This is a genomic window from Pseudomonas sp. SHLD1, from assembly GCF_028640935.1.
Taxonomy (GTDB): domain Bacteria; phylum Pseudomonadota; class Gammaproteobacteria; order Pseudomonadales; family Pseudomonadaceae; genus Chryseomonas; species Chryseomonas aestiva.
In genome coordinates this window covers 1-13,004 of sequence record NZ_JAQZAD010000006.1, presented here as the reverse complement: position 1 = coordinate 13,004, position 13,004 = coordinate 1, and the positions used below count along the sequence as shown (strand labels likewise).

General features: G+C 65.6%; 11 protein-coding genes. 8 read left to right on the top strand and 3 right to left on the bottom strand.

Annotation, left to right across the window (positions count from 1 at the left end):
* Window positions 1-8 precede the first annotated feature (8 nt).
* A complete protein-coding gene (gene deoA, locus PVZ77_RS00065) occupies window positions 9-1,319 on the top strand; it encodes a thymidine phosphorylase (protein WP_273805800.1) in 1,311 nt (436 codons plus the stop codon).
* 177 nt (window positions 1,320-1,496) lie between these two features.
* On the opposite strand, the gene PVZ77_RS00060 is transcribed toward deoA, so the two are convergent.
* Complete coding sequence (locus PVZ77_RS00060) at window positions 1,497-2,309, bottom strand: cyclic nucleotide-binding domain-containing protein (protein ID WP_273805801.1); 813 nt, start codon at window positions 2,307-2,309, stop codon at window positions 1,497-1,499.
* A gap of 130 nt (window positions 2,310-2,439) precedes the next feature.
* The gene (locus PVZ77_RS00055; RefSeq protein WP_273805802.1) at window positions 2,440-3,987 is read right to left on the bottom strand and encodes a bifunctional aminoglycoside phosphotransferase/ATP-binding protein; all 1,548 of its coding nucleotides are present in this window, start codon (window positions 3,985-3,987) and stop codon (window positions 2,440-2,442) included.
* A gap of 154 nt (window positions 3,988-4,141) precedes the next feature.
* Here PVZ77_RS00055 and mrcB point away from each other — a divergent pair, with 154 nt between their 5' ends.
* From mrcB to PVZ77_RS00040, 3 genes are read left to right on the top strand one after another with little or no spacing between them, the layout of a single operon-like run.
* On the top strand, window positions 4,142-6,499 hold the full coding sequence (mrcB, locus tag PVZ77_RS00050; RefSeq protein ID WP_273805803.1) for a penicillin-binding protein 1B: 2,358 nt from the start codon (window positions 4,142-4,144) through the stop codon (window positions 6,497-6,499).
* Window positions 6,500-6,534: 35 nt separating this feature from the next.
* Window positions 6,535-7,284, top strand: a complete 750-nt coding sequence (locus PVZ77_RS00045; RefSeq protein ID WP_273805823.1) for a tetratricopeptide repeat protein — start codon at window positions 6,535-6,537, stop codon at window positions 7,282-7,284.
* Complete coding sequence (locus PVZ77_RS00040; RefSeq protein ID WP_273805804.1) at window positions 7,284-7,610, top strand: YqcC family protein; 327 nt, start codon at window positions 7,284-7,286, stop codon at window positions 7,608-7,610. Before PVZ77_RS00045 ends, PVZ77_RS00040 begins: the two co-directional genes overlap by 1 nt.
* 1 nt (window position 7,611) lies before the next feature.
* Here the strand turns inward: PVZ77_RS00040 and PVZ77_RS00035 are convergent, their stop codons facing one another.
* Complete coding sequence (locus PVZ77_RS00035; protein ID WP_273805805.1) at window positions 7,612-8,076, bottom strand: DUF4124 domain-containing protein; 465 nt, start codon at window positions 8,074-8,076, stop codon at window positions 7,612-7,614.
* A 398-nt stretch (window positions 8,077-8,474) separates the two neighbouring features.
* Between PVZ77_RS00035 and PVZ77_RS00030 the strand changes: the two genes are divergently transcribed.
* The 4 genes from PVZ77_RS00030 to pssA all read left to right on the top strand — a co-directional run bounded on the left by PVZ77_RS00030 (window position 8,475) and on the right by pssA (window position 12,755).
* Entirely contained in the window at window positions 8,475-10,199 is a 1,725-nt protein-coding gene (locus PVZ77_RS00030) for an acetolactate synthase 3 large subunit (RefSeq protein ID WP_133861908.1), read from the top strand.
* A gap of 2 nt (window positions 10,200-10,201) precedes the next feature.
* On the top strand, window positions 10,202-10,693 hold the full coding sequence (gene ilvN / locus PVZ77_RS00025) for an acetolactate synthase small subunit (RefSeq protein WP_007159690.1): 492 nt from the start codon (window positions 10,202-10,204) through the stop codon (window positions 10,691-10,693).
* Window positions 10,694-10,719: 26 nt separating this feature from the next.
* Window positions 10,720-11,736, top strand: coding sequence for a ketol-acid reductoisomerase (gene ilvC, locus PVZ77_RS00020; RefSeq protein ID WP_007159689.1), 1,017 nt, complete (start codon window positions 10,720-10,722; stop codon window positions 11,734-11,736).
* Between the two features lie 164 nt (window positions 11,737-11,900).
* Window positions 11,901-12,755, top strand: coding sequence for a CDP-diacylglycerol--serine O-phosphatidyltransferase (gene pssA / locus PVZ77_RS00015; RefSeq protein ID WP_273805806.1), 855 nt, complete (start codon window positions 11,901-11,903; stop codon window positions 12,753-12,755).
* Window positions 12,756-13,004 lie beyond the last annotated feature (249 nt).

The window sequence follows — 13,004 nt, the reverse complement described above, 5'->3', positions numbered from 1 at the left end:
GTCCGCCCATGTGGCTCGCCCAGGAAGTGATCCGCCAGAAGCGCGATGGCCTGGAGGTGTCCGCTGCGGACCTCCAGCGCCTGGTCAGCGGCATCGTCGATGACAGCCTCAGCGAAGGCCAGATCGCCGCCTTCGCCATGGCTACCCTGCTGCGCGGCATGACCGCTGCGGAGCGCACCACCCTGACCCTGGCCATGCGCGACAGCGGCCAGGTGTTGCACTGGGACCTGCCGGGGCCGGTGGTGGACAAGCATTCCACCGGCGGCGTGGGCGATCTCACCAGCCTGGTGCTGGCGCCGCTGCTCGCCGCCTGTGGCTGCCATGTGCCGATGATCTCCGGGCGCGGCCTGGGCCATACCGGCGGCACCCTCGACAAGCTGGAGAGCATTCCCGGCTATCGCATCCGTCCCGGCCTGGCGCGCTTTCGCCAGGTGGTGGCCGAGGTGGGTTGCGCCATCGTCGGTCCGGACGCCGATCTGGCCCCGGCCGATCGGCGCCTCTATGCCATCCGCGACGTCACCGCCACGGTGGAATCGGTGGACCTGATCACCGCCTCCATCCTGGCCAAGAAACTGGCCGCCGGCCTGGACGTGCTGGTCATGGACGTCAAGACCGGCGGCGGCGCCTTCATGGCCGAGCAGCAAGCCGCCCTGCGCCTGGCCGACAGCATCGTCGAGGTCGCCGAAGCGGCAGGGGTCCGTACCCGTGCCCTGGTCACCGACATGGGCCAGCCCCTGGCGCGCAGCGCCGGCAATGCCCTGGAGGTGGAAGAGGCCATCGCCCTGCTGGCCGGCGAGGTGCGCAGCGCGCGCCTCTGGCAGGTGATCCAGGCGCTAGCCGGGGAAGCGCTGCAACTGGCCGGGTTGGCCGGCGATGCCAGCGCGGCCGAGCGCCTGGTGCTGGAGGCCTGGCGGAGCGGCGCCGCCCTGGCGCGTTTCGCGGCGATGAACCAGGCCCTGGGCGGTCCGTCCGACCTGACCGAGCGGCCCTGGCAGCATCTGCCTCGGGCTCCGGTGGTGCGCGCCGTCCATCCTGCACGCCCGGGCTGGGTGCAGCAGGTCGATACCCGCGCCCTCGGGCTGCTGGTGGTCGAACTGGGTGGCGGTCGACAGCGCCCGGAAGATGAGGTGGACCCCGCCGTAGGCCTGGCTGATCTGGCATTGCCCGGCGAGCGGGTGGATCAGGATCGGCCGCTGGGGCTGGTCCATGCTCGCGATACCGCCAGCGCAGCGCGGGCCGTCGCGCAGCTGCAGGCGGCCTATGTCCTGGGTGAGGAACGACTGCCAGAACGTGCGCCGCCCGTGCTGGATCGACGCTAGCGCCGGATTTCAGGCAAAAAAAGACCCGGCAGAGCCGGGTCCAAAACCGTGATTAGCCTGATGAGGAGATAACCCGAAGACCACTGCTGGACCTCCAGTTATCGACCGATCTCGCGACCGGCTGAGTTGAATAATAACAATTCTCATTCCATCGTCAAGCGTATTCGAGAATATTTCTTAATTACTGCTAGTGGGGCGCTCCGGGGCACTGCGCAGGCGGGTGACTTCCTTGTTCAGCGTATCGATATGGCGCGCCATGTTCTCGATCAGGCTGTGGGCGATGCGCGGGGTGGTCTCCATCAGCGAGACGAATTGATCCTGGGGAATCACCAGCACGGTGCAGACGGTCTTGGCGATGACGCTGGCGGTACGCGGCGTATGGGTGAAGACCGCCAGGGCGCCGACGATCTCGTCCTGGCAGACCTCGCCGACCTTGCAGCCATCCACCCAGGCCTCGGCATGGCCTTCGGTGATGACGAAGACATGCTCGGCGGAGTCGCCCTGGCGGATGATGACCTCGCCGGCGGCATAGCGACGGAAGCCGGTCGCCGGCTGGGTGACCGGCGGCTTGAGCCGGATCAGCGCCTGGGCCAGCAGCGACTGCTGGCCCAGCATGTACCTCAGCAGGGCATCGCGCTGGACCGGTGTGGCGGTGGCCGCCGCGAGAAAGGTCTCGCGGTCATAGGGCAGCACCCGCACGTCGGCCTCGCCTTCGTAGTTGAGGGGCGGCAGATCCAGGGTGCGCCCCAGGCCGATCAGATCGCCCTCGCCGAGCTGGAACAGTGCCCGCTGATCCAGCACCACCCGCAGCGGGCCGCGCTGGATCAGATAGACCTCGTCATTGCGCATCCAGTCCTGCAGCAGGGCGGCGGGACTCAGCTGCAGGGGCTGCCGACTCGGCGCCACACCACTGACCAGCCGCGCCGGAATGGCCTGCAGCGCCTGACGCAGCTGATCGACATAGGGAGGCTGATCGCCGATGAGGTACATGGTGCCAATTCCTTCTTGTTACGCAGAGGTTGTGACGTGGGTCGCACGATAAGCCGCTCGTCGGCGACCGTAAATCCACAACTCCGCGAGCTGTGACGGAACGCTTGTTCTGCCTCCCGGGAGGTCGCGGTCAGACCGGCGCGCGACCCAGGCGGCGCAGCAGTCGAGCCGGTAGGGCCTCCAGCTGTCCCGCGCGCTCCAGTTCCACCACCAGTGCCCGATCCTGCTCGGCGGGTTCGAGCGGATCCTGCGCCTGGCGCTGGGCCGCCACCACCGCAAGGGTGGCTTCGGAGGGATCGGTCCCCTCGGCCTGGCGCTCCTGCAGCCAGCGGGCGATGAGTTCGTCGTCCGCCTGGCAGTCGATGATCAGCAGGGGGGCGGCCTGGGCTTCGGCCAGGGCCTGGGCCGCGGCGCGCTGGGCCTGCTTGAGATAGGTGGCGTCGAGCACCAGCGGATAGCCGGCCGCCAGCACCTGGGCGCCGATCTCGTGCAGTCGCGCATAGGTGGCTTCGCCGGCTGCGGCGCTGTAACGGGTGGCTTCGTCGCTATCGACATAGAGGCGCTGGCGCTCGACATCGGATCTCAGGCGAATGGCGCCGAGCGCCTCGACCAGGGCCAGGGCCACGGTGCTCTTGCCGATGCCCGAGACGCCGTGCATCACCGCCGCGAAGGGCTGAGGCACCTGGGTGTAGCCCTCGGCCAGGGCCGTGTAGCTGCGATAGCTGGCGAGGATCTCGGCCCGTAGCGCCGGCTCCTCGGCCTGGCCCAGGCGGAACAGGGCGATCTTGGCGCGCACCATGGCGCGATAGGCCTTGTAGAAGTAGAGCAGGGCAAGACCGGCATAGTCGCCGGTCGCCTCGAAGTAGGCGTTGACGAATCTGTTGCTCAGCGCCTTGAGGCCACGGTCTTCCAGGTCCATGGCCAGGAAGCCGGCATCGCCCATGGTGTCGGTCAGGCGGAAGGGCTCGTTGAACTCGATGCAGTCGAACAGCACCACCTCGCCGTCGAGCAGGGTGGCGTTGGCCAGGTGGATGTCGCCATGGCATTCGCGGATGAAGCCGTCCCGGCAGCGGGCCTCGAACAGCGGCAGGAGGCGGGCGTAGCTGGCTTCGGCCCAGGCTTCCAGCTGGTCGAGCTGCTTGAGGTCGGCCGCCTCGCCGAGCATGGCGCGGATCTGCTCGAAATTCTGCCGTACCGGCGCCATGGCCGCGTCCGGGGTGCACAGCGGATGCTCGGTCGCCACCTGGGGCGCTGCCAGGTGGAAGCGGGCGATCTGGGCGGCCAGGGCATCGATGTGCGCCTCGGTCAGTTCGCCGCGCTGCTGCACTTCGCTGAGTAGCTGGCTCTGGGGGAATTCGCGCATGCGCAGGGCGTATTCGATCACCGGACCGCTGCCATCCAGCTCGGGGGCACCTTCGCTGCCGGTGATGGCCACCACGTCCCGGTAGAGATCGCGGGTCAGGCGCTGATTGAGTCGCAGCTCCTCACGGCAGAAGTGGCCGCGGGCCTCCAGGTCGGTGAAGTCGAGGAAACCGAAATTCACCGGCTTCTTGATCTTGTAGGCGACCTCGCCGGTCAGCACTACCCAGGAAATATGGGTTTCGATCACCCGGAACGCCGAGGTGGGATGGGGATAGAGCGCCGGGTTCTGCAGGGCGGAAATCAGGAGCTGGCTCACGGGCGGTCCTTGTAGGAAATGGATGGCGGCATTATCGCTGCCAGGGCGGTCCACGCAAGCCACGACACCGGGAAGGGGGCATCCTTTGACCCCAGCTGACGAAGCGCTTGTGGGCCGCTGTCGGCCAACGGGCAAGTGCGTATAATGCGCCGCCATGAAGCGACCCCGATCCTCTCGTTCCCGCAAGCGCAAGACCTTTGACTGGCGCCGCCTGTCCGGCTGGGCAGTCAAGCTTGGTCTGGTCGCGCTGGTAGCCCTGGCTGGCGTATGCATCTATCTGGATGCCGTGGTCCAGGAAAAATTCTCCGGCAAGCGCTGGACCATCCCGGCCAAGGTCTATGCCCGACCGCTGGAATTGTTCAATGGCGTCAAGCTCAGCCGTGACGACTTCCTCACCGAACTGGATGCCCTCGGCTATCGCCGCGAGAAGACCGTGGACGGCCCCGGCAGCGTCTCCGTGGGCGCCTCCACGGTCGAGCTGAACACCCGTGGCTTCCAGTTCTACGAAGGCGTCGAGCCGGCGCGAGCGATCCGCGTGCGCTTCGCCGGCGGCACCGTCTCCGGCGTCAGCGCCCTGGATGGCAGCAACCTGGCCGTGGCCCGCCTGGAGCCGCTGATGATCGGCGGCATCTATCCGGCGCATAACGAGGATCGCATCCTAATCAAGCTCGACCAGGCGCCGCCGCACCTAGTCGATGGCCTGGTGGCCGTCGAGGACCGCGAGTTCTGGCATCACCATGGCGTATCGCCCAAGTCCATCGCTCGCGCCGTCTGGGTCAACGCCACCAGCGGCCAGGTCCGCCAGGGTGGCAGTACCCTGACCCAGCAGCTGGTCAAGAACTTCTACCTCACCAACGAGCGCAGCATCACCCGCAAGGGCACCGAAGCCTTGATGGCGCTGCTGCTGGAGCTGCACTACAGCAAGCAGGAGATCCTCGAGGCCTATCTCAACGAGGTGTTCCTCGGTCAGGATGGCTCGCGCGCCATCCACGGCTTCGGTCTGGCCGCCCAGTACTTCTTCGGCCAGCCCTTCAGCGAACTGAAACTGCATCAGGTCGCCCTGCTGGTCGGTCTGGTGAAGGGCCCGTCCTACTACAACCCGCGTCGCTATCCCGAGCGCGCCATGGCCCGCCGCAACCTGGTACTCGACCTCATGGCCGAGCAGGGCGTGGTCAGCGCCACCGAGGCCGAGGCTGCCAAGGCCCGCCCGCTGGGCATCACCAAGGCCGGCAGCCTGACCAACAGCTCCTTCCCGGCCTTCGTCGACCTGGTCAAGCGCCAGCTCAAGCAGGACTACCGCGACGAAGACCTCACCGAGGAAGGGCTGCGCATCTTCACCAGCTTCGACCCCATCCTGCAGACCAAGGCCGAAGCGGCCATGGGCGAGGCCATGAAGCGCATCGATGGCCGCAAGGGTGCGGAAAACGTCGAGTCGGCCATGGTGGTGACCAATCCGGAAACCGGTGAGGTCCAGGCGCTGCTGGGCGGTCGCGATCCGCGCTTCGCCGGCTACAACCGTGCCCTCGATGCGGTGCGCCAGGTCGGTTCGCTGATCAAGCCGGCGGTCTATCTCACCGCCCTGGAACGCCCCAGCAAGTACACCCTGACCACCCTGATCCAGGACGAGCCCTTCTCGGTGAAAGGCGCCGACGGCCAAGTCTGGCGGCCGCAGAACTACGAGCACAAGGCGCACGGCACCATCTTCCTCTATCAGGGGCTGGCGCATTCCTACAACCTCTCCACGGCACGCCTGGGCCTGGACCTGGGACTGCCCGAGGTGCTCAAGACCGTCGAGCGCCTGGGTGTGAGTCGCGCCCTGCCACCTTATCCGGCGACCCTGCTCGGCGCCGGCGCCCTGACGCCCATGGAAGTGGCGACCATGTACCAGACGTTGGCCAACGGCGGCTTCAATACGCCACTGCGCAGCATCCGCAGTGTGCTCGATGCCAATGGCGAGCCGCTCAAGCGCTATCCGTTCCAGATCGAGCAGCGCTTCGATACCGGCGCCATCTATCTGGTGCAGTACGCCATGCAGCGTGTCATGCGCGAGGGCACCGGCCGCTCGGTCTACAACCAGATCCCCACCAGCGTGAACCTGGCGGGCAAGACCGGTACCACCAACGATTCCCGCGACAGCTGGTTCTCCGGCTTCAGCCAGGATCTGCTGGCGGTGGTCTGGCTGGGTCGTGACGACAACGGCAAGACACCGCTGACCGGTGCCACCGGCGCCCTGCAGGTCTGGAGCAACTTCATGCGCCGCGCCGATCCGGTCTCCCTGGATATGCCGGTGCCGGAAAACATCACCCAGGCCTGGGTCGATGCCACCACCGGCCGCGGCACGGATCCCTCGTGTCCCAATGCCGTGCAGATGCCTTATATTCGCGGCAGCGAGCCGCCACCGGGCGCCTCCTGTGGTGCACCGGCCGCACCCGCCGCCGCCGGCGGCAACGGCAACGGCAACGGCAACAGCGGCAGTCCGGTCATGGATTGGGTCAAGGGTTGGTTGAATTGAGAGGTCCCAAGGTGACGAAAGCAGTCTGGCCGGTGATGATCGCCGGTGTTCTCCTCGCCGGTTGCGCCGCGCCGCAGCGTGGCGCCATCCCCGTGGTCGATTCCGGCGGTCCGGTATCCAACGGCGAACTCTATCGCCAGGGCAACAACCGGCCCCTGCCGGCGCAGCGCCAGGCTCCGGTGGCCGCAGCGCCCAGCGCGCCGGCCGATGCCGGGGTGACCGTCATGGTGCCGGGTGGCAGTTCCGCGCCCCTGGAGACCTATGCCGCACCGGCGGCCTCGGCGCCGCTGATCACCTCGTCCAGTCCCAGCGCGCCGCCCGTCCAGGCGCCGGTGCAGCCGAGTTATTCGCAGCCGGTCTATCCGCCCGCCACTCAGGGCGCCGCAGCTGCCAACAGCGCACCGACTGGTATCCCCTCCGGCAGCAATTCCACGGGCGGCGGCCTGGCTGCCGACGAGCAGCTCGACGGTCCGGTGCTGGCCCTGCTGACCACTGCCCAGCAACAGCAGGGTGGTGGCGATCTCAACGGCGCCTCCTCGAGTCTGGAGCGCGCCATGCGCATCGCCCCCCGCGAGCCCCAGGTGCTCTATCGCCTGGCCCAGGTGCGCCTGGCGCAGAACGATCCCGCCCAGGGCGAGCAACTGGCCCGTCGCGCCCTGACCTATGCCAATGGTCGTCCGGCCCTGCAGGCCAGTCTCTGGCAGCTGATCGCCCAGGCCCGCGAAGCCCAGGGCGATGCCTCCGGGGCCGCCCTGGCCCGGCAGAAGGCGCAGGTGGGTACCTGATGGACGAGCGCCTGCCCGCCCTGGCCGATCAGCTGCTGCAGATCGAGCGTGAATTGCGCCTGCTCGGCTGGTGGTCGGCGCAGGCGCCAAGCGCCGAGGCCCTGGCCAGCCAGGAGCCCTTCTGCGTCGATACCCTGAGCTTCGCCCAGTGGCTGCAGTGGATCTTCGTGCCACGGATGAAGCTGATCATCGAAAGCGATGCGGTCCTGCCGGCGCGCTCGGGCATCCGACCGATGGCCGAGATGGTCTACCAGGGCAATCTCGATCCGGTCCTGTCCCTGCTCGCGTCCCTGGCCGAATTCGACCGCATCATCGAAGGCCCCTGAGCTACTTGCCGCAGTTCTGCTCGATGGACAGCTGGGTCTCGGCCAGCCGCTGCTGACGTTCCTCTTCGCTCAGCCGCCGCGTCTCGCCACGACCGGACTGCACCAGGATGCGCGGATTGTTGCGCAGCTGCGCCAGATTCTGGCGCGCCTGGTCGCACTGCCCCTTGAGCTTGTTCTGCTCCTCGCGTACCTGCGCCTTCACCTGGCGATCCAGCTCCTGCTGCTGGGCATCGTTGGACACCGACGGCTGCTGGGCGCCGTTGGGCATCTTGTAGGTGGGCGCATTGCCACCGCCATTGATCTGCGGCGCCGTCTTCACGTCCACCTCGTTGGCCTTCTGGCCCTCGGGCGGCTGGGCACTGAAATGGGTGACGCCCTTGTCGTCGGTCCACTTGTAGACCTGCGCGGCCTGGACGGACAGGCTGCAGGCGAAAGCCAGGGCGGAAAGCCAGAAGATCGAGCGCATGGGAATCCTGGAAGGGGAGAGGACAGGACTTCACTATAAGAGGAGACGTCGACCTTTTCATCACGACTGATCGCCGACGACCGATTGCGCCCGGTTGCACCTTTCGGCTTGACTTGCACCGGTCGAATGCGAACAATCCAAAGTTCGCTGTAGCGAGTCGGCCCAAAGCTGACTGCTCGGCAGACCATGAGGTGCCTACCCGCGCCGCCACAGTCAAATACCCTGCACCGCGTTACCTCGCGTCGGGTGGAAGCTCCAGCATTCATCGGAATCTTCCAACAAGGCTTTCTAGGCAGCTGAATCGTCGGTGACCACCGTCGCCCATGCTCTGCCTTGCAGTCAACCGAACCTTGAGCGTCCACCAATGGGCGCTCGCCATGCGTGGAATGAGGTGATACGTGGAGCTATTAACTGGCGCTGAGATGGTCGTCCGCTTCTTGCGCGACGAGGGCGTGAAACACATCTACGGGTACCCGGGCGGTGCCCTGCTGCACATCTACGACGCCCTGTTCAAGGAACCGGCGCTCAACCACATCCTGGTTCGTCACGAGCAGGCCGCCACCCACATGGCCGACGGCTATGCCCGCGCCACCGGCAAGGCCGGCGTGGTCCTGGTGACCTCCGGCCCCGGTGCGACCAACGCCATCACCGGCATCGCCACCGCCTACATGGACTCCATCCCCATGGTGGTCCTGTCCGGGCAGGTGCCGAGCAACATGGTGGGCACCGATGCCTTCCAGGAAACCGACATGGTCGGCATCTCCCGGCCGATCGTGAAGCACAGCTTCATCATCAAGCACCCCTCCGAGATCCCCGAAGTCCTCAAGAAGGCCTTCTACCTCGCCGAGTCCGGGCGTCCCGGTCCGGTGGTGGTCGACATCCCCAAGGACATGGGCGATCCGACCAAGAAATTCGAATACGTCTATCCGAAGAAGATCAAGCTGCGCTCCTACAATCCGGCGCAACGCGGTCATTCCGGGCAGATCCGCAAGGCCATCGAGATGCTGGTGGCGGCCAAGCGCCCGGTTCTCTACGCCGGTGGCGGGGTCATCCTCGGTGGCGCCTCCGCGGCCCTGACCGAGCTGGCTCGCCTGCTCAACCTGCCGGTCACCAATACCCTGATGGGGCTCGGCGGCTATCCGGGCAGCGATCGCCAGTTCCTCGGCATGCTCGGCATGCACGGCAGCTACCCGGCCAACCTGGCCATGCACCACAGCGACGTCATCCTCGCCGTGGGCGCGCGTTTCGATGACCGCGTCATCAACGGCGCCACGCGCTTCTGCCCGAACGCCAAGATCATCCACGTCGACATCGACCCGGCGTCGATCTCCAAGACCATCAAGGCCGACGTGCCCATCGTCGGTCCGGTCGACAGTGTCCTCACCGAGATGGTCGCCGTGGTCCGCGAGCTGAGCGAGAAGCCCCACGCCGAAAGCCAGGCCGCCTGGTGGAAGCAGATCGAGGAATGGCGTGGCGGTCGCGAGATGTTCCCCTACGACAAGGGCGACGGCAGCATCATCAAGCCGCAGACCGTCATCGAGACCCTGTACGACGTCACCGCGGGCGATGCCTACATCACCTCCGACGTGGGCCAGCACCAGATGTTCGCTGCCCAGTACTACCGCTACGACAAGCCCAATCGCTGGATCAACTCCGGTGGCCTCGGCACCATGGGCTTCGGCTTCCCGGCAGCCATGGGCGTCAAGCTCAACTTCCCGGACGCCGACGTCGCCTGCGTCACCGGCGAAGGCAGCGTGCAGATGAACATCCAGGAACTCTCCACCTGCATGCAGTACGACCTGCCGGTGAAGATCGTCTGCCTCAACAATGGCGCCCTGGGCATGGTCCGCCAGTGGCAGGACATGCAGTACAGCAGCCGCTACTCCCACTCCTACATGGAATCCCTGCCGGACTTCGTCAAGCTGGCCGAGGCCTATGGCCACGTCGGCATGCGCATCGAGCGTCTGGAAGACCTCAAGCCGATGATGGCCGAGGCCTTCGCCATGAAGAATCGCCTGGTCTTCCTCGACATCGCCGTGGACAACACCGAACACGTCTACCCGATGCAGATCAAGGATGGCGCGATGCGCGACATGTGGCTGAGCAAGACGGAGCGGACCTGAACATGAGACACATCATCTCCCTGCTGCTGGAAAACGAGCCCGGCGCCCTGTCCCGCGTGGTCGGCCTGTTTTCCCAGCGCAACTACAACATCGAAAGCCTCACGGTCGCCGCGACCGAAGACCCGACCCTGTCGCGCCTGACCCTGACCACCATCGGCCAGGAAGAGACGGTCGAGCAGATCACCAAGAACCTCAACAAGCTCATCGAGGTGGTGAAACTGGTCAACCTGTCCGAAAGCGCCCACATCGAGCGCGAACTCCTGCTGATCAAGGTCAAGGCCACCGGCGCCCAGCGCGCCGAGGTCAAGCGCACCACCGATATCTTTCGCGGCCAGATCGTCGATGTCGGCAGCAGCGTGTATACCATTCAGCTGGCGGGCACCAGCGAGAAGATCGACAGCTTCATCCAGGCGATCGGCGCCGCGTCCATCCTCGAGGTGGTGCGTAGCGGCGTGACCGGAATTTCCCGTGGCGACAAAGCCCTGAGCATCTGATACCCCCTTTTCCAGGAGAACCTGCAATGCGCGTTTACTACGACAAAGACTGTGACCTTTCCATCATCCAGGGCAAGAAGGTCGCCATCATCGGCTACGGCTCCCAGGGCCACGCCCACGCCTGCAACCTGAAGGACTCCGGCGTCGACGTCGTCGTCGGCCTGCGCAGTGGCTCGGCCACCGTGGCCAAGGCCGAGGCCCATGGCCTGACCGTCAAGCCGGTCAAGGACGCGGTCGCCTCCGCCGACGTGGTCATGATCCTGACCCCCGACGAATTCCAGTCCAAGCTGTACAAGGACGAGATCGAGCCGAACCTGAAGCAGGGCGCCACCCTGGCCTTCGCCCACGGTTTCGCCATCCACTACAACCAGGTCGTGCCCCGTGCTGATCTGGACGTCATCATGATCGCCCCCAAGGCCCCGGGTCACACCGTGCGTTCCGAGTTCGTCAAGGGCGGCGGCATCCCTGACCTGGTCGCCGTCCACCAGGACGCTTCCGGCAATGCCAAGAACGTCGCCCTGTCCTACGCCTGCGGCGTCGGCGGTGGCCGTACCGGCATCATCGAGACCACCTTCAAGGACGAGACCGAAACCGACCTGTTCGGCGAGCAGGCCGTGCTGTGCGGTGGTGCGGTCGAGCTGGTCAAGGCCGGTTTCGAAACCCTGGTCGAAGCCGGCTATGCGCCGGAAATGGCCTATTTCGAGTGCCTGCACGAGCTGAAGCTGATCGTCGACCTCATGTACGAAGGCGGCATCGCCAACATGAACTACTCGATCTCCAACAACGCCGAGTACGGCGAGTACGTGACCGGCCCCGAGGTGATCAACGCCGAATCGCGCGCCGCCATGAAGAATGCGCTCAAGCGCATCCAGAACGGCGAATACGCCAAGATGTTCGTGGCCGAGGGCGCGTCCAACTACGCCTCCATGACCGCCTACCGTCGCAACAACGCGGCTCACCCGATCGAGCAGGTCGGCGAGAAGCTGCGGGCCATGATGCCCTGGATCGCGTCGAACAAGATCGTCGACAAGACCAAGAACTGATCGGGCAGGGCGTCAGCCCTGTAACGAACGGTAAAGACGCGGCCTCGGCCGCGTTTTTTATTGCACTGCCCACGACCCCGGCAATGCCTTAGCATGAGAGGTTAGGCTGAACCCTATCCTCGAGAGGTCAGTCCAATCCGTCAGGTAATGCCCAAGGAAAGTCCATGAGCGAGCGTCCCGAAGAAACCCCGTCCAACACCAACACCGACGGCCTCATCCCCGTGGATGAACACATCGAGGAAACGCAGGACGCCCAGGGGCGTAAGATCAGACGCCGTGGCGTGTACCTGCTGCCCAACCTCTTCACTACCGCGGCACTCTTTGCCGGCCTCTATTCGATCATCAAGGGTGTCGCGGCCCAGACCGCCTTCATCCAGGGTCAATACGAAATCGCCTCCGCGGGTTTCTCGGCCGCCGCCGCCGCCATCTTCATCGCCATGGTCCTCGATGGCCTGGATGGCCGCGTCGCCCGCATGACCAACACCCAGAGCGCCTTCGGCGAACAGTACGATTCGCTCTCCGACATGGTCGCCTTCGGCGTCGCGCCGGCGATCCTGGCCTTCCAGTGGGCCCTGAGCGGCCTGGGCAATGTCGGCTGGGCCGTGGCCTTCATCTATGTAGCAGGCGCCGCCCTGCGTCTGGCCCGTTTCAACACCCAGATCGGTTCGGTGGACAAGCGCTACTTCATTGGCCTGGCCAGTCCTTCCGCGGCGGCCCTGGTGGCCGGTACCGTCTGGTGCTTCAGCGACTTCGGCATTCTGGGTTCCAAGCTTTCCTTCTTGGTAGCCCTGATGGTGGCCGCTGCCGGCATGCTCATGGTCAGCAACTTCAAGTACTGGAGCTTCAAGACCCTGGGCCTGAAAGGGCGGGTGCCCTTTGTGGTCATCCTGATCGCCGTGCTGGTCTTCGCCGTGGTCTTCACCGACCCGCCGCGCGTCCTGTTGCTGGGCTTCCTGGCCTATGCCGTCTCCGGACCCTTCACCACCCTCTGGCGCAACCGCCGTATTGGTCGGGCCTAAAGGTCTATGAGAGAAGGGGCTGCGCGAGCAGCCCCTTCTTTTTTGGCTTTTTGAAAATAACCTGTTGACCTGCCTCGAAACTCCCCTATAATGCGCCCCACTTCCGGCGCAGATGCTGAAGGGGCTTGAAAATCAAGCACTTAGGTCTGGGCCGGGCGGGGGGTCCACGGATTCTTCGCCATTCGGTTTTCACCTCAGGGTGATGACGAAATGAAGCGGAGGGGGTTGACAGCATCTTGGGATGCTGTA

What these genes read in the sequence shown, in the direction of transcription:
- deoA (WP_273805800.1), top strand. Translation starts at nt 9, where the DNA reads ATGTGGCTCGCCCAGGAAGTGATCCGCCAGAAGCGCGATGGCCTGGAG.
- PVZ77_RS00060 (WP_273805801.1), bottom strand. Translation starts at nt 2,309, where the DNA reads ATGTACCTCATCGGCGATCAGCCTCCCTATGTCGATCAGCTGCGTCAG.
- mrcB (WP_273805803.1), top strand. Translation starts at nt 4,142, where the DNA reads ATGAAGCGACCCCGATCCTCTCGTTCCCGCAAGCGCAAGACCTTTGAC.
- PVZ77_RS00045 (WP_273805823.1), top strand. Translation starts at nt 6,535, where the DNA reads ATGATCGCCGGTGTTCTCCTCGCCGGTTGCGCCGCGCCGCAGCGTGGC.
- PVZ77_RS00040 (WP_273805804.1), top strand. Translation starts at nt 7,284, where the DNA reads ATGGACGAGCGCCTGCCCGCCCTGGCCGATCAGCTGCTGCAGATCGAG.
- PVZ77_RS00035 (WP_273805805.1), bottom strand. Translation starts at nt 8,076, where the DNA reads ATGCGCTCGATCTTCTGGCTTTCCGCCCTGGCTTTCGCCTGCAGCCTG.
- ilvN (WP_007159690.1), top strand. Translation starts at nt 10,202, where the DNA reads ATGAGACACATCATCTCCCTGCTGCTGGAAAACGAGCCCGGCGCCCTG.
- ilvC (WP_007159689.1), top strand. Translation starts at nt 10,720, where the DNA reads ATGCGCGTTTACTACGACAAAGACTGTGACCTTTCCATCATCCAGGGC.
- pssA (WP_273805806.1), top strand. Translation starts at nt 11,901, where the DNA reads ATGAGCGAGCGTCCCGAAGAAACCCCGTCCAACACCAACACCGACGGC.